At 44.9% G+C, this 26,204-nt stretch carries 16 protein-coding genes and 1 pseudogene; 14 read left to right on the top strand and 3 right to left on the bottom strand.

Annotated features, from left to right (window positions below):
* Nucleotides 1-174: 174 nt before the first annotated feature.
* From G519_RS41670 to G519_RS0104425, 5 genes are all read left to right on the top strand, one after another.
* Entirely contained in the window at nucleotides 175-2,961 is a 2,787-nt protein-coding gene (locus G519_RS41670) for a beta-galactosidase (RefSeq protein ID WP_051253054.1), read from the top strand.
* Nucleotides 2,962-2,979: 18 nt separating this feature from the next.
* Entirely contained in the window at nucleotides 2,980-3,954 is a 975-nt protein-coding gene (locus tag G519_RS0104440) for an ABC transporter permease (RefSeq protein WP_029193662.1), read from the top strand.
* Between the two features lie 60 nt (nucleotides 3,955-4,014).
* The gene (locus tag G519_RS0104435) at nucleotides 4,015-4,911 is read left to right on the top strand and encodes a carbohydrate ABC transporter permease (RefSeq protein ID WP_376768246.1); all 897 of its coding nucleotides are present in this window, start codon (nucleotides 4,015-4,017) and stop codon (nucleotides 4,909-4,911) included.
* Between the two features lie 42 nt (nucleotides 4,912-4,953).
* On the top strand, nucleotides 4,954-6,561 hold the full coding sequence (locus G519_RS0104430; protein WP_029193660.1) for a DUF3502 domain-containing protein: 1,608 nt from the start codon (nucleotides 4,954-4,956) through the stop codon (nucleotides 6,559-6,561).
* A gap of 74 nt (nucleotides 6,562-6,635) precedes the next feature.
* Nucleotides 6,636-7,649: a LacI family DNA-binding transcriptional regulator gene (locus G519_RS0104425; RefSeq protein ID WP_029193659.1), complete on the top strand. Its 1,014-nt coding sequence runs from the start codon at nucleotides 6,636-6,638 to the stop codon at nucleotides 7,647-7,649.
* A 123-nt stretch (nucleotides 7,650-7,772) separates the two neighbouring features.
* On the opposite strand, the gene G519_RS53450 is transcribed toward G519_RS0104425, so the two are convergent.
* Complete coding sequence (locus tag G519_RS53450) at nucleotides 7,773-7,973, bottom strand: GNAT family protein (protein ID WP_369073705.1); 201 nt, start codon at nucleotides 7,971-7,973, stop codon at nucleotides 7,773-7,775.
* A gap of 222 nt (nucleotides 7,974-8,195) precedes the next feature.
* On the opposite strand from G519_RS53450, the gene G519_RS0104420 reads away from it, so the two are divergent.
* The 6 genes from G519_RS0104420 to G519_RS0104395 all read left to right on the top strand — a co-directional run bounded on the left by G519_RS0104420 (nucleotide 8,196) and on the right by G519_RS0104395 (nucleotide 16,756).
* Nucleotides 8,196-9,962, top strand: a complete 1,767-nt coding sequence (locus tag G519_RS0104420; protein ID WP_029193658.1) for a methyl-accepting chemotaxis protein — start codon at nucleotides 8,196-8,198, stop codon at nucleotides 9,960-9,962.
* Nucleotides 9,963-10,085: 123 nt separating this feature from the next.
* Nucleotides 10,086-11,885, top strand: a complete 1,800-nt coding sequence (locus G519_RS0104415; RefSeq protein WP_029193657.1) for a sensor histidine kinase — start codon at nucleotides 10,086-10,088, stop codon at nucleotides 11,883-11,885.
* 3 nt (nucleotides 11,886-11,888) lie between these two features.
* Complete coding sequence (locus G519_RS0104410) at nucleotides 11,889-13,478, top strand: response regulator (RefSeq protein WP_029193656.1); 1,590 nt, start codon at nucleotides 11,889-11,891, stop codon at nucleotides 13,476-13,478.
* Between the two features lie 126 nt (nucleotides 13,479-13,604).
* The gene (locus tag G519_RS0104405; protein WP_029193655.1) at nucleotides 13,605-14,939 is read left to right on the top strand and encodes an ABC transporter substrate-binding protein; all 1,335 of its coding nucleotides are present in this window, start codon (nucleotides 13,605-13,607) and stop codon (nucleotides 14,937-14,939) included.
* 83 nt (nucleotides 14,940-15,022) lie between these two features.
* A complete protein-coding gene (locus G519_RS0104400) occupies nucleotides 15,023-15,901 on the top strand; it encodes a carbohydrate ABC transporter permease (RefSeq protein ID WP_029193654.1) in 879 nt (292 codons plus the stop codon).
* A gap of 12 nt (nucleotides 15,902-15,913) precedes the next feature.
* Nucleotides 15,914-16,756 carry a carbohydrate ABC transporter permease gene (locus G519_RS0104395; protein WP_029193653.1) on the top strand — a complete coding sequence of 281 codons (843 nt, stop codon included), beginning with the start codon at nucleotides 15,914-15,916 and terminating at the stop codon, nucleotides 16,754-16,756.
* 567 nt (nucleotides 16,757-17,323) lie between these two features.
* On the opposite strand, the gene G519_RS0104390 is transcribed toward G519_RS0104395, so the two are convergent.
* The gene (locus G519_RS0104390; RefSeq protein ID WP_029193652.1) at nucleotides 17,324-18,565 is read right to left on the bottom strand and encodes a PASTA domain-containing protein; all 1,242 of its coding nucleotides are present in this window, start codon (nucleotides 18,563-18,565) and stop codon (nucleotides 17,324-17,326) included.
* A 345-nt stretch (nucleotides 18,566-18,910) separates the two neighbouring features.
* Between G519_RS0104390 and G519_RS0104380 the strand changes: the two genes are divergently transcribed.
* The 3 genes and pseudogenes from G519_RS0104380 (at nucleotide 18,911) to G519_RS53445 (ending at nucleotide 25,788) form a co-directional block, all read left to right on the top strand.
* On the top strand, nucleotides 18,911-20,557 hold the full coding sequence (locus G519_RS0104380) for a hydroxysqualene dehydroxylase (protein WP_029193651.1): 1,647 nt from the start codon (nucleotides 18,911-18,913) through the stop codon (nucleotides 20,555-20,557).
* A gap of 35 nt (nucleotides 20,558-20,592) precedes the next feature.
* Nucleotides 20,593-25,281, top strand: a pseudogene (locus tag G519_RS0104375) (AAA family ATPase); the annotation flags it as partial.
* 54 nt (nucleotides 25,282-25,335) lie between these two features.
* Entirely contained in the window at nucleotides 25,336-25,788 is a 453-nt protein-coding gene (locus G519_RS53445) for a sensor histidine kinase (protein WP_409371985.1), read from the top strand.
* 56 nt (nucleotides 25,789-25,844) lie between these two features.
* Here G519_RS53445 and G519_RS0104370 read toward each other — a convergent pair whose 3' ends face one another.
* Nucleotides 25,845-26,183: a L,D-transpeptidase gene (locus G519_RS0104370; RefSeq protein ID WP_029193649.1), complete on the bottom strand. Its 339-nt coding sequence runs from the start codon at nucleotides 26,181-26,183 to the stop codon at nucleotides 25,845-25,847.
* Nucleotides 26,184-26,204: the final 21 nt, after the last annotated feature.

Genomic DNA, 26,204 nt, shown 5'->3' with positions numbered 1-26,204 from the left:
TTGTTTTGTGTGAGGTCGTATCTGTGTAGTTTTGTTATATAATTTGATGTTTCTTTCAATGTAAGCGCTTTTAAAACAACTTATACTAACTTCATAAAGAACAGCAAGCTAAACATCCTAAGCGGATGAAACGGGTTTCATAAATAAAAGAGAGTAGATCAAGGGGGTTAGCCATTGTATTTATCAAAAAGTGAAGAAGCAGTGATTCAGTTATCATCTGAAGCACTGCGGATAAAGGGAAAATCAGAAATTATACTTTGTGCCTCTTTATTTTATTTTCGATTACCACGCGGTGTATGGAAAGAGAGACTAAATAAAGTAAAAGCCTTTGGATATAACGCGATTGATGTGTACTTTCCTTGGAATCATCATGAGATTGTGGAGGGAACTTGGGATTTTACTGGAGAAAAGGATGTGGCTCAGTTTCTACAGGATGCCGCAGATGCGGGTCTATGGGTGATTGCCAGACCAGGGCCGTATATTTGTTCGGAATGGGATGGCGGAGCGCTCCCAGCTTATCTATTTGTGAAAGAAAATCTTCGTTTAAGGGATAACGATCCTGCCTTCTTGCAGCATGTGGCCAGGTGGTATGATCAGATCCTTCCTATCCTGAAGTCATATGAAGCGGATCAGGGAGGCACGATCATTGCTGTTCAATTAGACAATGAGCTTGATTTCTATCCGTGTTCGGATCCCAAAGGGTACATCTCGGCATTAAGAGATTTAGCTTTGCAGCATGGGATTACCGTCCCGCTCATTGCTTGCGCCGGACAAGGCGGCTTGTATGAGGCTTCAGGTTTTGCTGATGGCGTGGTGCCTACATGCAACTTCTATCCTAATGATAAAGACCCTGCATTCGTAGATAAGGTGCTCTTCTACAGAGAGGAGTTGGCTCGTCGCGGACTGCCCTTACTCGTTACAGAGACGAATCGCTCGCATTTCCTGCTTCGCAGATTGCTATCGGCAGGAGCGAAGCTGCTCGGTCCCTACTTGCAGGCTTCAGGGACGAACTTTGGCTTTACCAATGCAGCTAACAATTGGGGGAATCCTCTTTCTTTCCTTACCTCGGACTATGATTTCCATGGGATGGTAACACCTGAAGGACACCTTCGAGAGGAAGCTTATGAAGGCAGAATGCTGCATCGTGTGATTCAAACGTATGGCGCTTCACTGGCTGAGGCGAAGCCTGAGTCTACGAGTAGTGATTCATCACCTTATCGGTTAGCGTTAAAGCAAGGCGGCGAGCTGCTCTTCCTATGTAATGTTAACAAGCAAGATGAAGACGCTTACTTACATGTGGAAGAAGAGGTTATACCCCGTTATTCCACTCTTGTTGCCAAGGCAAGCCGCTGTCCGATTCTTCCCGTGCAGGTGCCCTTGCAGACATGGGGAATCGCTGAAGGGACGCTCGCCTACGCAACTGCAGAATTGCTGCTGGTGAAGCAGCTTGAGCAGCGCACGGTGTTCGTGTTTCATACGGAGGGCGAAGGTGAAATCCGTCTCTGCTTTAACATGGAGGTGCAGATGGAGGCTGGCACGATGACTGTACACCATGCTGAAACAGAAGATCAGGTAACGGTATCCTTTCAATCGGGTGAACAAGAGAGAGCAGCTCGGATTCACTTACTAAACGGTCATGTTATCGAATTGGTCGGGATGAGTCGTTCACGTGCTTTGCTTTTAGAAAATATAGATGCAGATGGCGAGCTTCATGTTGGTGAATTCGTAGAACGAGTCTCGGAAAGCAGCGAAGTTGAAAGCAGTTGGTCACAAAGCTTAGTGAATCCCTTGGATCCACTTGCGGATGAAAGCTTATCGATCGGTGATACCGCCGATTATTTGGAGAAGCATGGTGTTTACCGAGGTTTCGCCTGGTACACCTCGCACCTAACGGTTGAGAATAGCTGTCTAGGCATTATCGTTCAGCAGGCAAGTGATGTCGTTTCCGTCTATTCCGGTGAAACGTACCTTGGTACAGCAACACCGGGTGGAGGAAGTCACTTCCTTCCGATTCCATCCGGTGCACGTGTAGAGCCAAATCTGGTTACTCGTGTCGAGATTTGGGGACATACCAATTTCCATGATACGAATTTACCGGGTCTGCACTTAAATGCTCTGAAAGGACTAACAGGCATTGTTGGAGTAACGTCGGTTAGGGAAATAAACCAAAACTGGCGATTCAAATCAATGCAATTTGGAGAAGACAAGGACGATTACGCAGCAACAGATTGTGACGATCAACAATGGCCGATTGTAAGCGTTGGAGGGTGGCTCTCCGCCGAACAGCCTGCACATCAATGCTACCGCAAACAAATAAAGCTGACGAAAGAAGCCGATACGTGGATTCTGCATACGCCTGGTAATTTCTCGCATGCCTATGCTTACGTGAACGGGCACTCACTCGGATTAGTAAATCCACTCAATCCTTATCTGGATCTTACGCCTTACGTAAAGGCGGGAGAGACGGCAACGTTAACGCTATATCTGGATAAAACGTACGGTTCCCTCAGCGGAAATATTAGTCTTTATGAAGGAACCGCCGCTAAACAGTGGACATTATCCTCATGTCAGGAGAATGGTTTATTGCAGCATGCCAAAGCGTCGGCGCTTAAGGCTCTCTCTGTAGACGGAGCTATCTCCTTGAAACCGGGTGCCCTGTCATGGCTATACGGTGACCTGCGTGATGATAACCAAGGTTTAGGCTGGAGGGTTTATGTGAAAGGCAGCAATATGAAGCTGACTGTATTCTTCAACGGACACCTAGTTGGCCGCCTGTGGACGCAAGGCGGTGCCAATAGACCGATATTCCGTGGCGGCAGCGATGAATCCTTTTATTTACCGGGTCCGTGGTTTCAGGGTGGCGAATCAGGCAATGAAATAGCCGTCTTACTGGAGGCTGTATCAGCCTCTGAAGCTGCCTTGCTAGAGCCGCTTCGCTTCGTACCGGTAGCCGCAGTTTAATTAGGAAGGAGAGTACGCATGAAAACTGCCATCTCAGCAAGCTCAATAGAAGGAGCGCCTGCTGCTGTCAAAAAGCGTGTAACCCCACTGCGCAGATTTTGGTCGTATCGAACATTAGTCCTCATGTGTGTTCCAGCGATTTTATTTTTCCTAGTCATGTCTTACCTTCCTATGCCAGGGCTTTATCTCGCATTCATTAATTATAACTATACGGCGGGGATATTCGGCAGCCAGTTCGTTGGGTTTGACAACTTCAAATTTCTAGTGACCTCTGGGGCACTTTGGAAATTAACGTTTAATACGATTGCTTACAATTTAGCTTTTATTTTTTTTGGAAATATCCTGCAGATTGGTATTGCTATTTTGCTGAACGAGCTTCGTAAAAAATGGTTTAAGAAGCTTTCGCAATCCCTGATGTTCCTGCCATTTTTCATCTCCTTCGTGCTTGTTGGCCTTATTGCCTACAACATTCTCAGTTATGACTTTGGACTGCTCAATGGGATTCTCAAATCGATCGGTTGGGAGCCGCTTAAGACATACTCGAATCCAACGATCTGGCCTTTTATCATCGTCTTTACATTCCTTTGGCAGTCGACAGGGTACGGCTCGATCGTCTATTTCGCAGCGATAATGGGATTGGACTCGGAGATTGTAGAAGCTGCTGAAATTGATGGAGCAAATGCCCTGCAGCGAATTCGCTATATCGTGCTTCCTTGGCTAAAGCCAACGTTCATTATTTTGCTGCTATTTTCATTAGGCGGTATTCTCCGAGGGAACTTTGGATTGTTCTATAACTTGGTCGGAGCCAATAATACAGCCCTTTTTGATGCGACAGATATAATTGAAACGTTCGTGTTCCGCTCTTTGATGAACAACTTCAACTTTTCTCTAGGAAGCGCTGTCAGTCTATATCAGTCCGTGTTTGGCTTCTTTATTGTCATCACAGCCAACTGGCTGGTTAAGAAAGTTTCGCCTGAAAACACGCTGTTCTAATTCAACATGCAAGTATTCGTCACTTTAGTTCGGTTAGGAGGGGCATACGTGGAACAAGTCATCGCACGTCAAAGAGGAACGGATTTCTCCTCGGTGGCCATTCGGCTATTCGGCTACTTCTTTATTGGTCTATTTGCACTCTTCTGCTTAGTACCTTTTCTTCTCGTCCTTGGGACATCGTTCACAGCAGAGAAGTCGATCACGTTACACGGCTATAATTTGTGGCCCAAAGAGTTCAGTACATTTGCTTATAAAATTGTATTCGAGAACCCTGGCGTCATCATCGGCTCTTATGGGGTCACGCTTGGCATTACACTGATTGGAACAACCATTGGACTGTTTATCGTAGCCATGACGGGTTATTCCTTGCAGCGTCCTGATTTTCCTTATCGCAATCGGATCTCCTTCTTTATTTACTTTACAACATTGTTTCAAGGCGGGGTTGTCCCCTTTTACTTAATTATGACGCAGTGGCTGCATCTGAAGGATAACTATTTGGCTGTCCTGCTGCCCGGACTGATGAGCCCTTTTCTCATTATTATGATGAAAAGCTTCGTTAGGTCCATCCCGCATGCCATTACAGAATCGGCCAAAATGGACGGAGCGGGCGATTTTAAGATTTTCACCAAGCTCATCCTGCCTATGACAACACCGGCGCTGGCGACCATAGGATTGTTTATTGCTTTGGGTTATTGGAACGAATGGTACAATTCGATGTTGTTCCTATCACCTGATTTAAAGTATAGGCCGCTCCAATTGTTCCTGTACAACGTTGTAACAAGTGCCGATTTTATCAAAAACTCATCGGTCTCCTCCAATGTACAGCCGAGGGATATGCCGCTGGAGTCCATGAAAATGGCTACTGCCGTAGTTGCAACGGGACCGGTCATTCTCTTTTATCCGATGGTGCAGAAATATTTCATCCAAGGTATTACCGTTGGTGCTGTAAAAGGCTGACGCAAAGCATATACCAAAATGATTATGGGGAGGCAAATCCGTATGTTCAAGAGAAGAAAGAAAGCGCTTAGTGTGGCTCTGGCAGCGACGCTTGCAGTAAGCTTGACAGCGTGCACCACACCTAGCAGTACAGGAACTAGCTCCACGGATAAAGCGGCAGCGACTACTGCGGCAACGGGGACAGCAGCGCCAGCCGGCAAAATTGACACCTCCGAGTTCCAAACAATTTCCTACGTGATGTTGGGGGATAAACCGAAGAATGGTCAATTTGAAAAGGTAATGGAGAAGGTCAACGCCATTTTGAAACAAAAAGCAAATGCAAAACTGGAAATTAAATGGGTTGAATGGGCTGATTGGCAAACCAAATATAATCTATTGCTAGCTTCAGGAGAACCGGTTGATTTGATCACGGTTGCGACCGATTGGTTGGATACGTGGCAGAATGCACAAAAAGGTGCTTTCCAACCATTGGATAAGCTGCTTCCTGTGTATGCGCCGTTAACTTGGAAGGAAGTACCGCCAGAGAACTGGGCTGAGACGAAGTACAAGAATCAGATCATGCTCATTCCTGAAGATCATTACACACAGTGGGTCAATCATGGTTTCTTGTATCGTGGTGATTGGGCCAAAGAGTTTGGGATCACGGCGCCGATTACAGATTGGAAGTCAATGGAGACCTATCTCCAAGGTGTCAAGGATAAGAAGCCAGGCGTTGTTCCTTGGGATGCAAATGGTACGGCTGCTGGTAATATTGCAGGCTACATCAATTCCTACACAGATGCGATTGAACTTCCGATCAGTACCGGTCTCTTCGGTCTAATCTACGGTAAATCATATGATGAGAAGTATAAAGCTTACAGTCCTATTCTCGATGATACTTTCGTGAATTTTGCCAAACTCATGAAGGATTGGGGCGACAAAGGCTTCTGGCGCGAAGATGTGCTGAATTATAAGGGCGATAATCGTTCTGAGCTTGAGGCTGGTAAGTCAAGTATAGATCAGCATCACACGCAAACTTTCCTTGGTGAACGTATCAAAATGGATAAGCTGCAGCCAGGATCGGATCTCCAGTTCTTCCCATTCTCGGCTACTCGCAACAATCTCGTATCCATGTCGATCACACACGGCGGAACTTCCATTGGTGCGAAAAGCAAGCATCCGGAGCGCGCTCTGATGGTCTACGAGCTGATTCGTCAAGACCCGGAAGTGTATCGTTTGATGAATTACGGCTTAGAAGGCGTGCAGTACGTCATCAAAGATGGCAAACGTTTCCGTCCAGATGGCTATGATGTGCAAAGAGACGAATTCTATTCCAACTTCTGGGGTGGACGCATCGATAAGAATGAAATTCCAGATGGTAATGATTGGTCTGGAAAAGGCGCGCTTTATGCGTCCTATGACAAAATCAAAAAGCCATTCCCATATGGCCGATTCGTTTTCGATAAGGGACCTGTGTCAAACGAGTTGACAGCGGTTACCCAAGTTGTTGGACAAATGGGACCTGCGATTCTTTACGGCAAAGCGGGAGACCCCGTCAAAGCGGTTGATGATTTCCGCGCCAAGCTGAAAACAGCAGGCTTTGATAAGCTGATGGCTGAAGTCCAAAAACAATTGGATGCCTTCAAGGTCACTGTAGAAAGCAGCAAATAAGGATAAAGATATCGAAGGTCTGTCTCTGAACAGGCCTTCGATCTTTATATTTTGACGTAACGGAGTGTGAATTCTTGGAATCTATAACCGTCTATGATATTGCCCGAGAAGCGAACGTCTCCGTCGCGACTGTTTCCCGTGTTCTCAATGATACCGCACCCGTTCGAACATCGACTAGGCAGAAGATTATGGCGATTATTGAAAAGCACAAGTTTCAGCCCAATGCGTTGGCACGCAGTCTGGTGAATAAGAAAACGGGCATGATTGGCGTATTATTCCCAGATAGCAGTAACATGTTTTTCCCTGAGGTGTTCGGAGGGGCAGAGAGAGCTGCGCAGAAGCTGGGGTTTACACTCTTTCTCTGTAATACATTCAGCAATTTCAGCAGAGAATCCGAATATCTGAACTTGCTTTGCGAAAGACAGGTGGAGGGACTCCTCTTCATGGGTGGACGTATTAATTCGCGTCACTGCCCGGAGCAGCTCGTCCAGGAAGTCGTGGATATCCAGAAGCGAATTCCAATTGTCTTGATCAATGGCAGTCTTCCAGGTCATCCCTGTCATCGTGTGAAAACAGATGAATATGCGGGCACTCAGCTCATTATGCAGCATCTAATTGATCGCGGGCATCGAAGCATCGGCTTCTTGGGGGGGAACGCGGAAACGACAACGACGATGGAAAAGCTGCAAGCGTACAAAAGTACGCTAGGAGCGAATGGTCTCCCATTTCGAAAGCAAATCGTACGCTTGGGAGACTTCTCAATGGAATGCGGCCGCAAGCTGATGGAACAATTCCTTACCATGCCAAATTGTCCAACGGCCTTTCTGTGTATTAACGATTATGTGGCCATTGGTGCCATGAAATCTGTTATTTCTCATGGGCTGCGTATTCCGGAGGATATCGCCATTGCAGGGTTTGATGACAGCCAATTAGCTTCTGCGATGAACCCTGAACTGACAACTATTTCACAGCATAGTGAAGAGCTTGGGAGTCAAGCGATGGCCTTATTATCGAGATTGATTCAGAAGGAAAAGGTGAAGAAGCTGACGGTTCTCGAGCCAAAACTCATTGTTAGGCAGAGTACATAATGAGAGAGCTGCGCGCTAATTCAACTAGCAGTGCAGTTGGTTGAACAGTAGGATAGAAGTGAAGCGAAGTCCGAGGGTTACGACTCCTCGGACTTTATGTATTATTAATAAAAGCAAGCATGATCACATCCAGAAATGTCCGCGTGACTTCATGCATCCCCAAGGGAATAGACGTTTATCTTGGAAATATTGATTCCATGATTGAATTAAGTCTCTGGAATCTTGGACAGATGCAGGGCCATGCCAGTCTAAATATTGGGTGACCTTGGAGTCGGAATAGAAGTGATAAAGATCCTCAGCATCCTCAGTGTTCATTTGACTCAAACATAAACGGTTTGTTGTAAGTAGGGGGAAGGAGTCGAATAAACCGGTCGTTGTCAATCATGTCACCTGTCTTTTCTTCAAATTGTACAATCTTCACTAGTAACCTAACATAATAATCTGAAGAATAGCTTAAAAAGAAATAAGTTCAATATTAGAAGAAGGATTTACCAATTTCTTGTCGAAAATAATCGAATAATGTTGATTGAAAAGGGGTATTTAATTATGTTTCGTTTCGTTACGTGGATTAGAAAACGATTGGTCGTGCGCATCATTGCGGCCGTAATGATAGTCATTTTGGCATTGTCAGCAGGCAATATACTCATTGAAATCAGAAATGCCAAGAAAGCGGGGATGGACGCGATATCCAGCTATGGCGTTCGATTGGCAGAGAGCTACGTCCAAGGCATCGATGCAAATCGATGGGAGCAATTTTTAAAAGATCCAAAGGAAAACGAGCTGTATTGGAATATCAGGCAGGAACTAGACAAATACCGTACGCAAATTGGAGCTTTATATGTATATCTTGTTCGAATTGATGAGAAAAATCAGCCCCTCCTTATGATTGACGGACAACCAAAAGGAGAAAGCTCGGCTTCGCCAATCAATGAAGTGACAGATATTCCAGAAGAAGCAATTCAGGCATTACTCAAGGGAAATTCGGCGAGCTCACCCTTAATCGTAAACCCGCAATACGGTAAATATGTCTCGACTTATGCACCTTTGAAAAGCGCTGACGGTAAAACCATCGGTGTCCTAGGTATCGATACGGAGGCAGGGGTCATCGAACGAATTTCCAACAGCTTGATCATGGGGAACCTATCTGTTTACTTACTAATGCTTTTCTTCACCTTACTTGGACTTAGGGTCGTTATGCTGCTTATATCCCGTTCACTGCGTCCGTTACAACGGATTGTTGCAGGTGCGGAAAGCATTGCAAAGGGAGACCTTCTCCTTGCACAGCAGCAATTAGCTGAAAATCCTATTCATTCGATTGATGAAATTGGTGCCGTTTATCAGGCGATGAACAAGATGTCAGGCAACATCAATGACATTTTAAAAACGATTGTATCTAATGTATCGCACACCTCGGATCAATTTGTAGCGACGACGGAACGTTTCAACTCGGAAGCTCATCATCTGCTTGAGATGAACACCAAAGTAAACGTATCGATTCAAATGCTCGCTGAAGGGGCCAATACCCAGCAGTCAAGCACGGATGAGAGTGCACATTCGATGGAAGAGATGGCCACAGCCATCCAACGTATTTCGGAGGCTTCTTTAACGGCCTCTGACGCATCAATGAATGCACTGGAGAGTGCGGAATCGGGACAAACAATCGTAAGGAATATGAACGGTCAATTCGTTACGATTACTTCTGCTACGGAAGAAGCGCTTCATCGAGCTGCCTTGCTGCGCAGCCATTCACATGAAATTGGGGTTGCCTTATCGGCTATTTCGGATATCGCCGAACAAACGAAGCTGCTTGCACTCAATGCCTCAATTGAAGCAGCACGGGCGGGTGAACACGGTGCAGGCTTCGCAGTAGTCGCGGGTGAAGTGCGCAAGCTTGCGGACAATGCGACAGGTTCAGCTCATTTAATTGCTGGACTGCTGCAAAATATCCAGAAGGAATCTCAGCTTATGGGTGAGGCCATGGAAGCGGGAATGATGGAGATTCAGACCGGGGCTGGTCTCACGATGAAAGCGGAAGAGTTCTTTAGCCATATTGTGGAACAATTCCGTTATGTGTCTGAGCAAATTCATGATATCTCTTCAGCAACAGAGCAGATGACGGCAGGGGCCGAAGAGGTGACAGCATCTGTGATAGATATAGCGAATATTGCAAAAGCTTCATCAGACGGAACGCTGAGCATTCACAAGCTGACACAGGATCAACTGAAAATTGCTCAAGAAATAGCTGATTCAGCAACGGCATTGAGCGGATTAACGGATGAGATGCGATTATCCATACAACGAATCAATGTGTAAATAGGGATATAGATTTGGCTTGTTTCAATGAGTAGACGAATCCTATACAATATAACCGACAGGGATTGCCTGAAGGTAGATTGTATAGGGTTTTTTCAGTTTTTGAAAAGTAGGGGGCAAATCATGCAATTTCTACAAAAATATATCACCATGCCTTGGTTTCGTAATCAACGCATTCGCTATAAAATCATCATGATTTATTTTCCATTGATCTTCGTGCCTTTATTTGTGCTAGGCTTTGTTTCGAATCAAGTGTACACGAATGCGATTGTCAAAAAGACGATTAAAAATGTTTCGGATAACTCGTCCCTCATTATTACGCGCATCACAGGTATGTTAACAAATGTAGAAAGCTGCGCCAATATGCTGACGATTAATCTGAACAAATTGATCGTGGAAGAACCGCAATCTCAGGGGTCATCGGAAACGAGCTTACAGATGTATACGCAGATTACGAATCAGTTGAGCTTTGCGATGCTTGTATTTCCCGATGTCCAATCGGCTGCGTATATAGATGCGAATGGTCGGGTTTTTGGATCTAATCTCCTTATGGAACGGAATCAGGAGTTGATTACTAGCAGTGAAATGCTTAAACAGATTGACGCCTCCAGTGGCAATAATATATGGTTTCCCATGCAGCAGCGTAATTACTTGACCACGGATTCGCAAGAAATTGTTATGACGCTAGGCAAGCGGATTGTAAATATTTATACAGGGCAGAAGCTAGGTATGCTCGTACTGAATATCAAAGAAAGCTCCTTATCAGCGATTTATCAGAAAATCGGCTCCATCCAGGATGGCAGCTATTTTATCGTGAATGAGAGAGGCGTCGTTATCTCATCGCAGCATCCGGAGGATTTACTGCATGAAGTTGCAGATCCAACGCTTAAAAACTGGATTACATCCAGCGATAATACCTCGGATCTAACCTCTTTTCAGCATGAGAAAACACTTGTAGTAAGCTCCGATGTGCCAAGTTTTGGGTGGAAGCTAATCTCGATGGCTCCGCTGGTATCCTTAACCGCAGATACGCGTAAAATCACTGTCCTTATTGTGTTTATTGGATTGATCTGTTTATTTTTTGCTTTGCTGGGAGCGGGGATGCTATCCCAACTCATTGCCAAACCGATTATGGGACTAACCAAACATATGAAGAAGGTCAAGGAAGGCAGCTTGGACATTGAATTCCAAGTGAATTCAGAGGATGAGATTGGTTTATTGGCCTCGGGCTTCAATGCTATGATCAAACGAGTTCAAGAGCTGCTGACGAACATTAATTTTGAGCAAAAGAAGAAGCGTGAATACGAGCTGGCGCTTATTCAGGCGCAAATTAAACCGCATTTTCTGTATAATACGTTAGATGTTATTTACACCTTGTCTGAAATGGGACGAGCTCGGGATGTACAACGAACAACCAAAGCGTTGGCTGATTTCTATCGCGCAGCTCTGAGTAAAGGAAGAGAGACGATAACGATCGAGGAAGAAGTCCGCAATGTGAAGGATTATTTATCCATACAGCGTATCCGTTATTCGGATGTGTTTACCTTTGAATTTGATATTCGGGGTGAGGTGCTCAGTGGACTTATTCCAAAGTTAACCATTCAACCGCTCGTTGAGAATGCCATCTACCATGGTCTGAAAACGAAGGGAAGCCTCGGTCTTCTGAAAGTAACAGGTGAGATTGTTGCGGGTAAAATCAAAATTATCGTCAGCGATGACGGGGTTGGCATGCTGCCGCAGCGGCTAGAGGCTCTTGTGAAGAAGCCGGAATCTCCGGAACAAGCTGTCGGCTATGGGTTAAGGAACGTGAATGACCGTATACAGCTTTATTTTGGCGACGATTATGGGCTACAAATTGAAAGTCAACCTGGGCAGGGCACAGAAGTAACACTATGGCTCCCTTTTCAAAGTGAGGAAGGTTAAGATATGCAGAAAATATTAATTGTTGATGATGAATCCATTTTCCGAGAATACTTGCGTACGGCTTTAGATTGGGAAGCTTATGGATTTGAAATATGCGCAGAAGCCAAAAATGGGGTCGAAGCGTTGGAGCAAGTCGGCGTGCATCGTCCTGATATTGCCCTTGTGGATATTACCATGCCGTTTATGGATGGACTGACACTTACGGAGCAATTGAAGGAGCAGTATCCAGCGACAAGCGTGGTGCTGATTACGGGCCATAACGAATTTGATTATGCTCGAAAGGCGCTTAAGCTTGGAGTTGAAGATTACATTCTGAAGCCATTTTCGAAGGATGAATTGGTGTTGACGCTGCTTAAGCTTCAGAAGGAGCATCAGCGGGCTCAGGAAGAGAAGTCCACACTGAAGGAAAATCAGCTGTTGATGAAGGAGAGCTTTCTTAATCATTTGTTAAGCGGTGATTACAACCATTCCGATGAGGAGACAAGTTCAAGACTCCAGCAATTTGGCGAATCCTTCGACTCACGATGCTTTGTGGTGGCGTGTATTGAGATTGATAACATGGACCTCAAATGGAACAAAGTGAGTGAACGATTGCTTTGGAAATATGCGGTGACGAACATTCTGAACGAGGCGCTGGAGGAAACGGAAAATCATTTGATTTTCAACGGACCTGAGGGACGCATCATTTGCTTGGTGGAGCATCAAGGGACTGGTGAGCTGGAAATTCCTGCGTTAGGCGGTTATGAGAAATTATGCTTCCTGATCAAGAAATATTTGAAATTTACGATAACCGTTGGTGTGGGTCGGAGTCAATCCGGCTATCAGGGGATCCGAACTTCCTATTTGGAGGCGCTTGAAGCCTTGCAAAATAAGTTTGTGCTGGGGAATGATCGTGTTATCGCTTACGGATCAGAATCCTTGGAATCAGGGACTCAAGCGTTCTATCCCACAGAAGTGAATGAAGAGCTGCTCGTACAATTGCGCATGCAAAATGGGGTTAAGGTAGATGCTAAGTTGGAAGAAATTTTCCAATCGATTCGTGAACAGCGGTTATCTTTAGACTACACCTATGTCATTAGCATGGGACTTATTTCTGTTTGTCTGTCTTATGTAACGGAAACGGGGCATCCGATTGAAGACTGCTTCGGAGAAGCTTTTTTTCCTTATAGTGAGATCAAACGGTTGGAATCCATTGACGCCACATCCGTATGGATCAAGGAATTGTTCAATCAAGCGATCCTTTACACGGGCAAGCACCGAAAGACCCGATCGTCGAAAATTGCCCAAGCAGCCAAAGAATATATTGAGCTTCATTACGGAGATCCCGAGCTGCAATTGGATCAAATTGCTCAACAGGTGTTTATCAATCCCAGCTATCTGCGGGCTGTATTCAAGAAAGAAATCGGCATGACGGTGACCGATTATGTCACGCATGTTCGTATGCATACAGCGAAGGAGTTACTCGGTAAAGGGAACATACGCCTTGCGGATATTGCCGAGCAAATCGGCTTTAACGACCCTAGTTACTTTAGTAAAAGCTTTAAGAAATTTTTTGGTTATTCCCCTAGTGAATATGAGAATAACCGCTTATAACGAAATTTTCTAAATGTGCGGATTTTACAAGAACCCCTCGATTATTCCATTATCATAAGGGGTTTTTCCTTTTATACTCAGGTTGTAAAGAAGTGAAAAGCACATGATGCCTGGGAGGTCCAACAAATGAAAAAAATGGGAGTCACTCTCGTAAGCTTGCTCGCGGCTACTAGCCTTGCAGCTTGCGGAACTACAAACACAACAAAAGATACTGGCGCAACTAGCGCGCCAACGGCTGCAGCAACAGCAGCACCAGTGAAGGCAGATGCAAAGCCGGTCAAACTTAGAATTTATGCCCAATACGCAGATGAAGATACGAAAACACCTTATGATTACGCGGTTGCGGAATTGAAAAAGGAAATGCCGAATGTTGAGCTTGAGCTCGATATTCAAGCGCAAGATGATGGCCAGAAGCTGAAAACTTATGCAGCTACAGGCAATCTGCCTGACATTTTCCAAGCAGGATTAGACATTATCGATACATTTAAAAAATCCAATAATATTCTAGTTCTGGATGAGTACGTGACTAAATTCGGCTTCAAAGACAAAATGCAGCCAAGCGCAATGAATACGCTGGTTACAGATGATGGTCATACTTATGCTTTCCCTTATGCGGGTAACGAAGTAGCGCTTCTGTACTACAACAAAGATTTGTTCCAACAAAATGGTGTGAAAGTGCCAACGACCTATGATGAAATGATGACGGCTGTTAAAGCGTTCAATGGGAAAGGCATTACGCCGCTTTCCATTTTCGCTAAAGAAAAATGGCCTTGCGTGGCCCTCTATGACATGTTCGTTTCACGTGCTGAACCAGCTGGTGTGACGAAGCTTGATAAGGGTCTTGCCAAAGCTGATGATGCAGCTTACAAAACAGCTGCTGATAAAATCATCGAGCTGGTGAAAGCAGGCATGCTGCCAAAAGGCGCTACGAACTTGAACTACGATCAAGCAGCGGCGCTCTACCACGAAGGTAAAGCAGCGATGTTCATTAACGGTCAGTGGGAAATCGAAGCGGCTACGAAAGCGCTGGGTGACAAAGCAGGTTTCATGTACCTTCCAGCAGCTGATGCAGCAGCCTATGAAAAAGGCAAAACAGCATTCAGCGGCAGCGGCGGTCCTGGTGGTTATGCCGTATCTGCCAACACCAAGGATAAAGAGCTTGCAGCGAAAGTGGCATCCTTCATTTCCTTGAAATATGCGGAATACAAATACACGAACCGCAGTAATCCAATCGTAGCAACAAAAGTAGACAAACCGATTGTGAAGCCATTCCCGCCGATGATGGATCAGCTTTCCAAAGATATTCCGAAAATCACAAGCACAACAGCATTCTCATGGGGATTGTCCAATCCTAAATTCAAAGCAGCGCTTGAAGATGCGACACAAAACCTGATGACAGGTAATTATACAACGGATCAATTCGTGAAAGATTTGAATAAAGCGGCAGTCGCAGCGAAATAACCGAAGTTTCTATGGAAAAGGAGACTCACACTGGATCGCTCTGAGCCGGTGTGAGTTTTCTACTAAAAAAGGGAAGTGATGACATGCGCAAATTCATGGGAAATAAGGCGGCTATTATGCTTTTCACACTGCCGGCACTCCTTTTGTATACAGTGATTGTGTTTTATCCGATTTTGCAAACTTTCTATCGCAGTACATTCGAGTGGGATGGCTTAAGCGAAGGCACTTTTATTTTTCTGGATAACTACATTCGATTGTTTCAGGATAGTATTTTCTACACTTCGCTTTACAACGGCTTCGTTTTTGCCTGTATTTTGGCTGTCGTGCAAATCGGGATCGGCACCGTGCTTGCTTTTGCCGTCGCAGAAGGGTTCAGAGGAAGCAAGTTTCTAAGAATTAGCTACTTCATTCCTGTGGTTCTTTCCATTACAGTGGTTTGTCAGCTGTGGTTAGCGATGTATAACAGTGAGTATGGCTTGATTAATAAAATCTTTGAAGCGCTCGGCATCACGTATCGTCAGGATTGGCTGACGAACAACAAAACAGCGATTTTCGCCATTGCGTTCGTGAATGCTTGGCAGTACATGGGTTACCAATTCGCATTGCTGCTGGCGGCTGTAAAGTCCGTTCCAGAGCAATATTTAGAGGCTGCGCGTATTGATGGAGCATCCAAATTCAAAGCGCACATGGCGATTACAATCCCAATGCTGGCTGAGACGTATAAGTTTTGTTTGGTTCTTGCGATTACAGGCGGATTGAATGCTTTCGCCAATATGTTCATTATGACTGGCGGAGGCCCAGGAAATTCCACGTACACGTTGACCTATCTGATGTACCGCTCTGCGTTCCGCGTTGGTGAATTCGGCTATGGAAGCGCCGCGGCTGCTTTCTTGGTCATCGAATGCTTGATTGTGACTTTGGCTATTAACCGTCTGATCGCCAGAGAACGGATTACATTTTAAGGGGGATGACAGATGAACGGAATACTCAAATTGCGTAAAAAGAATCCGCTCCTGGGCATCTTCTTGTGGGTATATGCGGGATTGTCGGTGTATCCACTGCTGTGGATGGTCTTTTATTCGCTTAAAAATAACAATGAAATCTTCGTATCGAATCCATTCGGTTTCCCGACTCACCTACGATTCGAGAACTATGTCGATGCTTGGTCAAGGTTCAATGTTCCAGTCTACTTCAGCAACAGCTTGCTGGTAGCAGCGGCGACTGTTGTGGGTACGATTGTACTTTCGGTTACGTTCTCCTATGCCGTCGCCAGAATGCAATGGCGCTTGAAGGAAGCAGCTCGTATTTATGTTGTAATTGGGATGTTCATTCCCGTGCAAGTCATCATGATCCCGCTGGCAATTCTCGTACGTGAGTTCCATTTGGCCAACACGTATTGGGCGCTGATCGTGCCTTATATTGCGTTCAATATTTCATTCTCCAGCATGGTTTTCTATGGTTTTTTCCGCAGTATTCCGGTTGAGCTGGAAGAGTCCGCTTGTATGGATGGGGCCAGCATTTACCGGACCTTCTATACGATCATATTGCCGATTATTAAACCTGCAATTGCGACGATGGTGATCTTCGTGTTCTTGTCAGCGTGGAATGAATTTACGATGGCGTTAATTTTGATTACCAAAGAATCCTTGAAAACCTTGCCGCTCGGGCTGCTCTTCTTTCAGGGTCAGTTCACCACCAATTGGGGGGCGATGGGCGCGGCGATGACGATCGCGAGCTTGCCGACCGTGCTTGTGTATGTACTCTTTAGTGAGCAAGTGGAGAAAGCGTTGACCGTAGGTTCTGCTGTGAAAGGGTAAGACAGCTGAGTATTTGCAGAACTTTTAAATTGTTTTGTTATAGGTTAAGACGATAAGGGCTGCCTCCAAAGTCATATTTGGAAAATGTAGCTCCCACTTTGTGAATTTCGCAGTCCGGCTGCTACTTCCATTGGATAAATCCAATGAAAGTAGTGATTTGCCGGCCTAATAAGTCAATTCCATTGGATTATTCCAATAGAAACACATATTTCGAGACCGTAGAGTAGATTCCATTGGAAAAATCCAATGGAAGTATGAATTTTCGTTCTGAATACCGAATCGGATATTCTGGAAGGACAATAGGCTAAAGGGGCTGTCCACAAGTAGATTACTTGAGAACAGCCCCTTTATGTTAATAAAGAGGTCAATCGTGATAGAAATACGGAGTCTCAAGCGCTCCATCGGAAGCTTTAGCTTAAAGATAATAAGTGTCTTCCCACATTTATCCAAGTGGTAGATGGTCGAATTTCGATGTTGCAGTTAATGGGAATACCAACTTTGCAAACTATGGGTATTTCCGACCTGAACAAGTAGGTGTTCTTCTTTAAGGTGTTCTGCTTTTAAGCATCACTGATTCCCTTTACTAACCCAAAACGTAACATTGTCGCCCTGCAAGCCTTTCGTGCCTGACGTTGGATCTTGTTTAATGACGGTTCCCTTTGGCTTATCATTTGCTTCAATCAAAAAATTGTAATGCAGTCCGGCAGCCAAGGCCTGCGCCTCGGCATCGGCTTGAGATAGACCTACCAGGTTCGGAATGACCACTTCTTGGGATTGTTTATTCGAATCTCCGAGAGGCTTCGTTGTTGATGGGACAGGACTATTTGTCGGCGTGAGAGGTGTTGCGGTGGGTATAGGTGCCACCACAACCGGCTCCACTTTCGAAGATGGCCAAAGTGCCCAAACGGTGACTAAGACTACGACCAAAATAGCAATTGCTCCTATCCCTGCCTTGCTTAAAGCGCTCAATGATTGTGATCGCTTGTTAGCTGCAGGTGCGGCCTCATTCAACTCGTCCTCGTCCTCCTCCTCCTCACTTTCATCCACCACGTGATTTTGAATTTTACTTGGATTTTGATAATGAATTTGTTTGGGGATAGGCCCCGCGTCCTGCTTTAGACCGGAAGATGGTAAACTCCGCAACCCAAAAATCAACGAAGAAAGTGAAGCGTGACCTTGGCAGACGAGCTTAATCAGCTTAATTAAAGCCAATTTCTGTTCATATGTCGCAGATGGAATAGGCGTGCGCTCCAGATGGGTATGCATCACTTCAAATGCACCAGTAATCGTTTCCGAGCCGGTAAAGAGCTGGATCATCAACCGACAAAGCCCGATGGCCCCTTGTGCCTGAGGATCGCCTTTGTCCCAGTAGTTAATGACGGAAAGCTTGCCGTGATCATCTAACCAAAGGTTTTCAGCGCCTACTGTAAATCCTGTAATACGTTCTTCCATTGCGTCAAGTAAGGAAACCCCTAAATCAGCAATCATTGCAATGATGGTAGGGAAGGACATTTCTTTCCGGTTAACATAGTTAGAGAATAGTGAGCCTGTCTTGGCTTGCAGAATGATCGTAACCGAATCTTCCTCTACAGACGTATCCAGGATATGTTGAAACCCATCGTGTATGAAAGCTGCTTTATGATGAAGGGTTCTAATGTAATCTTCGCCGACCTGCCCTGGTTGAAGCTCTATTTGATAAAGGAGAACCTTTCGAGTCAGAAATAAATCATCACCGTACTTCAGTGTGCCATGAGGTAATGCGGCGATCTGTGTATCTGGCACGTATCGTGTACCCATTTTTTTGTGCATGGAATATCCATCCTCTCTCTTGATGGCATCATTAGCAGTTGCCTTTATTATATATGATTCGGCGGGATATAGGAATTTAGGTATTTTGGGGGAATAATGATGAAGTCTATTGGCTTATTCAATCTGAAGTGGTCGAACATGATGGATTTCATCAAATGGAAAGAGTTGAGGAGGCAGATAGCAGTTATTTCATTAATTTTACTGTACACCTTTTTCCGCTGTTTTGGAACAAGCTTGAGAAAATTGAGTTGAAAGGCATAACTAAAAGTCTATGATTCAAATGACCTAGATGATATGATAGTTTTACAGAATTTTTTACAATTTGATCCAATATGAGGGGGAACCGTGTTGAAAAAAGTCGTTATTTTGGGCGGTGGTGTTGCCGGGATGAGTGCCGCACATGAATTGATTGTAAGAGGCTACGAAGTGTCAGTCTACGAATTTAAAAGTATTCCAGGCGGAAAAGCGAGAAGTATGCCTTTCGTAGGCAGCGGAACTGACGGGAGAAAGGATTTGCCAGGTGAACACGGTTTCCGGTTATTCCCTCGCTTTTACAGACATGTCATAGATACTTTGAAACGAATTCCCTATGAGAATGGTACCGTATATGATAACTTAACAGAAGTGACGCGGTTAGATATTGCCACCTATACGGCACCGCTATTGCCGCTGCTCGCCAAAATTGAATTTAGTTTAGACAATTTTATGGTTGTCATCAGAGATTTATTTGATAATGGCTTAGGTCTAAGTATGGATGATCTGGAGCAATACGGACGTAAGCTATGGCAAGTCATGACGAGCTGTGATGAACGCATTCGCGAGGAGTATAACCTCATCGATTGGTGGAATTTCATTGAGGCGGATCAACAATCCCCTGCATTTCAAAAAATATTCGCTGGATTCACCAAAACCCTCGTTGCATGTCAATCCAAAATTGCAAACACACAAACTGTCGGCCCTGTAGCTGTTCAAATGACACTAGATATCACAACACCTGGCACGAGCTTCGTCCGTCTCTTGAATGGTCCAACGAATGACAAATGGGTGAACCCTTGGCTAACATTTCTACGAGATCAGGGAGTTGCTTACCATTTAGAGGCGAAAGTGGAAAGCATCGACTGCGTGGATGGCGTTATTCGCAGTGCGAAGGTGACGGAAAATGGTAAGACCTTCGATGTAGAAGCTGATTATTACATAGCTGCATTCCCGGTTGAAGTGATGGGTAAATTCATTACCGATGCAATGGTGCAAGCCGATCCTTCACTTGTAGGTGTGCAGAAGCTTGTTGATTCCGTCGCGTGGATGAATGGCATTCAGTATTATTTGAAGGAAGAACTGCCAATCACACATGGACATGTTATATACTTAGATGCGCCTTGGTCGCTGACTTCGGTATCCCAGAAGCAATTTTGGCCGGATGTCGACCTTAGCCAGTATGGGGATGGCACCGTGAAGGGGGTTTTATCCGTCGATATTTCGGATTGGGACTCACCTGGGATCTTATTCGGTAAATCGGCTACACATTGCACGGCTGAAGAGATTAAAGCCGAAGTATGGGCACAGATGAAGTTAAGCTTGAATGTGGATGGCGCCGTTATCCTCGAAGACAATGTTCTGCATTCTTGGTTCTTGGATACAGATATTCAATTTGAGAATCCCGAACATGCTTGCACGAATATGGAACCCCTGCTTATTAATCGTGTGGGTACTTGGGATGACCGTCCTGAAGCTTATACCGCTATTCCGAATCTGTTCCTTGCTGCAGACTACGTACGTACGAATACGAACCTAGCGACGATGGAAGGTGCTAATGAAGCAGCGCGACGAGCAGTTAATGCCATACTGAAACAAGATGGTTCGACGGAAGAAACTTGCGAAATATGGGAGATGTACACCTTTGAGCTGGGGCATATCGATTTATTAAAACCTTTTCACCATCATGATAAGCAACGATTTGAAAAGGGGCTTCCTTGGGATGGAAAACTTTTTTAGGAATACCTAGCAGCAAGTTTTACTAGGAGGATTTTATGCTAATTTTGCCGGAATACGAGTTGATCAGACAAATCTATCAAGGTGAACGGACTGTACTCTATCGTGCTGTTCATAAGCCAACTATGGAAAAAGTAATTATCAAAACCCTGCGTTCTGACTTTCCTGTATCAGCAGATATCGCTAGATTGAAACGGGAGTATGAGATAGGCAAAATGCTGGACTTTCCCGGCATTGTTAAGCCTTTGGCGCTTCCCAAGCATCAAAACAGCTTAGCGCTCATCTTGGAAGACTTTGACGGTGAGACCTTATCGGCTTATTTCCCTATGTTTCGTCAGTCCATACAAGCCTTTCTCACAGCTGCTATTCAATTAGTCAAAATTGTTGGGGATATTCATCAGCGGTACGTCATACATAAAGATATTAAACCTAGCAACATAATTATTAATCCTGAAAAGCAGATCATGAAGCTGGCTGATTTCAGCATTTCCTCGTTTACGAGAGAACGCCAAGAAATGCTAGACCCCATGATGCTAGAAGGAACGCTAAGCTATATGTCACCTGAGCAGACAGGTCGAATGAATCGTATTATCGATTACCGAACGGACTACTACTCCTTAGGGGTCACATTCTATGAAATGCTCACCGGGCGTCTTCCGTTTCAAACGGAAGATCCGGTGGAGCTGATTCATTGCCATTTCGCCGTGACGCCGACGCCTCCCGAAAGCTTACGGATGGGCATACCTAAGCCGCTTTCCGATATTGTTATGAAGCTTCTTGCTAAAAATGCGGAAGATCGCTATCAGAGCGCATACGGCATTATTCAGGATCTCGAGCACATCTTGATGTTGAGTAATTCTCTTGAAGAAATGACGGATTTCGCTGTAGGTCTCTATGACATGACGGACATGTTCCAGATACCCCAAGGGCTGTACGGACGAGCACAGGAAATCGAAAATCTGCTGCATGTTTATGGACGTGCGGTACATGGCTCGCTGGAGGCCGTTTGGGTAACAGGAGAATCTGGTTATGGCAAATCGTTCCTCATCGCCGAGACGATGAAGACGATCAGTAAGGACAACGGCTGGTTCTTATCGGGCAGATTCGAGCCCAACAAACAGCATATCTCGTATCATGCGTTGTCAAGGGCATTGCGTCAGTTAGTTCGTCAGCTTCTGACGGAGAAAGATCATCAAATCGAAGAGTATCGTGGACGATTGCTGAAAGTATTGGGAACGAGCGGGAAAGTATTGACGGATCTCGTGCCAGATCTTGAGCTCCTAATCGGTGAGCAGCCCATTGCAAAGCAGCTTCCTCCGCAGGAAACACAGAATCGTTTACACTTCTTGTTGCAGCAATTTCTGCTAATCTTCTGTGTGAAAGACCGGCCCATCGTGTTGTTTCTAGATGATTTGCAGTGGGCAGATGCAGCGTCCTTGCAGTTTCTTGACCTACTATTGAACGATTCACAAATGAAGTATTTCCTATTCATAGGCTGCTATCGGAGCGAGTATGACACCAATTGGTTATCGTCAACACGGGTTCAACTGCTGGACAAGCTTCCAGAGCGCCTTGTTACGGAACGGATTATTTTGCAGCCACTGGAAATTGCGGATGTCAAGCAGTTGATAGCGGAGTCGTTGAAAACCGAGCAGCAGCAGGTAGCTGAGCTGGCTCAGCTCGTTTTGCAAAAAACTGGAGGGAATCCATTTTTCGTTAAACAATTTTTAACAGACTTACACGAGCAAAATTTACTCACCTTTAATTATGAAGTGAATCGTTGGATATGGGATATTGTTGAAATTCAGAAGCTGAGAATAACTGATAACCTTATGTTCCTCCTAGCTGAGAAGCTTCAGCGCATGCCGCCAAGAACGCAGTACTTAATGCGGCTAGCTGCTTGTTTAGGTGCCTCCTTTGACCTGGAAGCGCTTGGTATTATTGCTAAGATGCCCTTTAGTGATGTTCTGCATGAGTTGGAAATTGCTATTCAAAACGGGTTGATGATACCCGTTGGTACGGATTATAAGTTTTTTATCGAGATCCAAGGGAACTCAACTGCGCGGGACATACGTTTTATGTTTGTGCATGATTCCATTCAAGAAGCCGTTTATGGATCAATCGAAGAAACCTTGCTGCCAGAAATGCACTTGAACATCGCACATCAGCTGCTGGAGCATTTAACTGAAGATCAAGCCGAGCCCCGGTTATTCGATATTGTCAACCATATGAATATTGGTTCTAACTTACTAACGGAGCGGAAGGAGCTTATCCAGCTTCTAGAATTTAATTTCGCTGCTGGCCGCAAGGCTAAATTCTCGAATGCTTATCGCTCAGCGCTGCAGTATTACAATAAAGCATTAGCTTTGCTGAAGTTGGTAGAGGAAGTGGAGTTAAATGAGCTTAGTTTTTCCATTCGACTGGAGAAGTCAGAAGTGCTTTATCTGAATGGTCAGGCGGATGAAGCCGAGATTTCGTATGAAGAACTGCTTGTAGATGCCCGTACGAACGAACTTAAGTTGGAAGTGTATAACTTGCAAGTGATACTGTACACGAACGTTGGGAAGCAGCATAAAAGTGTGGAAGTCGGATTGAAAGCCCTAGCTGAACAAGGCATCCGTGTTTCTAAAGAACCTACGGGCGCTAACATTTTTTTCGAATATATGAAGCTGAAAGCAATGATTGGAAGGAAGAATACGCTTCAGCTGTACGATTTACCGATTATGGAAGATGAATACAGAACGAAATTAATGAATTTAATGATGAGTATTGCCATCTCCGCCTATTTCGTGAATACGAATTTGTTCGTATTGTTCATGTTCATCATGACGAAGCATGCCTTGAAATATGGCAATACCCCCATGATGGCCTATGTATATGGATCCTATGGCTTGATTCTGGGATCAGGCTTCGGGGATTATCAGTTGGGCTACCAATATGGTCAGCTTGGCGACCGCATGAATGCCAGATTTCAATCCCATCAATTCCGCAGCAAAAGCCATTTCTCGTTTGGTTTGTTCGTCACACCTTGGGTTAAGCCTTTGCAGGGTTGTTTAGAACATTTGAAGGAGTCATTCCGAAGCGGGATCGAAGATGGTGACTTGGTTTTCGCGGGGTATGCTCTTACTTATCAGGTTTTGGTGAAGGATTTTCAAGGTGTAGTACTTTCGGAAGTGCAAGAAGATCTTGCCAAAAACTATCGGATATTGGAACAAACCAATCATCATGACACCCTCCTCATGTTAGAAATGCTCCGTAAGGTCATTCATAATTTGGAAGGGAAATCTGAGAATCCCTTGATTCTTGGCATGGATGAGGAAGAGGAAGCCCAATTTGTCCGTAAGCTGGAGATCCACCCGAACCAAGTCATTATTCATGAGTATACGGTAAAGAAGATGATGCTGTATTATCTGTTTGGTCAATATGACGAGGCTTTAAAGTTCGGTAAAGATGCGGAACCTATGCAGTCTGTTTCTTTTGGACTGTTTCACATTCCTGAGAACTTTTTTTACTTTGCTTTATCCATAGCTGCAAAATATAAAGAGGCTGCAATCTTAGAGCAGAAGATGCTGGCCAAATTGATGAAAAAAATGCTTCGCAAGATGGATAAATGGGCTGCTCATTGTCCAGAAAACTTTTTGCATCTTAGCCTATTGATGCATGCGGAGTGGAACCGGGTAACAGGCCATTTTCAGAAAGCGGAACAAGAATATGAATCGTCAATCCGGCAAGCAAGGGAGCAGGGGTTCATCCAGCATGAGGCGATTGCCTGTGAGCTAGCAGGGAAGATGTATAAGGAAGCTGGACGTGAGAAGATTGCCAAAACCTATTTCGTCGATGCGTATTATGGTTATTTAAGCTGGGGTGCGAAGGCTAAGGCAGAGGAATTAATGCTGCGTTATCCAGCCTATTTAACATCACTCAAGGAGTCGATGGATTGGGGCACAACCAAAATTAGTGACTATTCGCTGCAGGCGCTTGATTTTATGACGATTATGAACACGTCTAGATCGTTGTCGAGTGAAGTTAACTTGGAGCAATTGATCAAGCGGTTAATGGAAATTGTTACCTATTCGTCTGGCGCGGAAAGAAGTATCCTTGTCTTGAAGGAACGCGACAGCTTATTCGTGGAGGCTGAGATGCTTGCCATCGACGGCAAGGATTCCTGTACCGTAAGCTCTGTTCAATTAGAAACAAGGGAGGATCTTCCGACGGCTGTGATTCAATTCGTTGCCCGAACCAAAGAGGGCGTAGTTCTTGATGATGCCGAGAATAAGGGATTCTTTACTCATGACCCGTATATTCGGGCAACGGAGAGTAAATCGATCTTCTGCGAGCCGATCCTGCATCAGGGCAATCTAGTCGGTGTCTTTTACCTTGAGAATAATTTGATTCGCAATGCCTTCACATCAGACCGGCTTGATATTATCAAGCTGTTGTCTGCTCAGGCGGCAATTTCGATCGAGAATGCGAGACTCTATAATGATTTGGAGTCCAAAGTCAAAGAACGGACGAACGAATTGATCTTGATGGAGACGTCGCGTCGAGACCTGCTGTCTAATATTTCCCATGATTTGGGGACGCCATTAACGTCCATCCAGGGTTACGTAGAGGCCATTCTGGATGGGGTTATTCAAGAGCCTGAGGAACAGAGAAAGTACCTTTCGGTCGTTCACATGCGGATTGTCGGCATTCAGCGGCTCATTACGGATCTGTATCAGTTAAGTCGTCTTGAGACTAAGCAGTTCCATTTCCAGCTAGCCCCAACCTCATGCGGAACGATGGTTCGCCAGCTTTTTGCAAAGTATGAGCTGGATGCAGCAAATGCTGGAATTACCTATACGCTAAACATGGCGCATTCGGAAGGCGAAGAACTGCTTTTAACGGTAGATACAGATCGTATTGAACAGGTGTATGCGAATATTTTGTACAATGCCATTAAATTTTCTACTAGAGGCGGATTCATTGATGTTCATGTGGAAATCAAGGATGAGCCGAACGAGTTAGTAATTCGGGTTACGGATACCGGCGTGGGGATTAGCGAAGAAGATCTTCCGCATATTTTTGAAAGGTTCTACAAAGTCTCCAAATCACGCAGCACATCTGGCGGCAGTGGTCTAGGACTTGCGATTGCTAAGGAAATCGTGCAATATCACGGTGGCCAGATTTGGGCGGAAAGCCGTCTTGGCAAAGGCTGCAGCATCTCGTTTTCGTTACCTGTACATCGGATTTAAGCCGCAAGAACCGTATACTTCACATGTTCTTATGTGCGGTATACGGTTTTTTTGGGCTAAGGACGGATGGTAACTCTAGTATGAATAGGTACAAGTGCGGCTAACTCGAGCACATCATCGTTATACATGCGGATACAGCCGTGAGATGTCCTCTTGCCTATGGAAGAAGGATCATTCGTACCGTGGATACCATAATGAGGTTTACTTAAACCCATCCATAAGACGCCGAAAGGGCCGCCGGGATGTGGTTGCTTATTGATAATGAAAAATTCACCCGTAGGTGTGTTAGTTAGCATTTTACCGATGCCAACTGGGAATCCTCTTACAACACGATTTGTATCCAAAAGATATAATTGAAAGTTAGAAAGATCAACAATTATTCGGTAATTTGGCATAAGATTATCACCTCAATTTAG

Source organism: Paenibacillus alginolyticus DSM 5050 = NBRC 15375, from assembly GCF_000422905.1.
GTDB lineage: Bacteria > Bacillota > Bacilli > Paenibacillales > NBRC-103111 > Paenibacillus_E > Paenibacillus_E alginolyticus.
The sequence above is the reverse complement of the archived record's forward strand: the minus strand, read 5'-3'. Positions and strand labels throughout refer to the sequence as shown.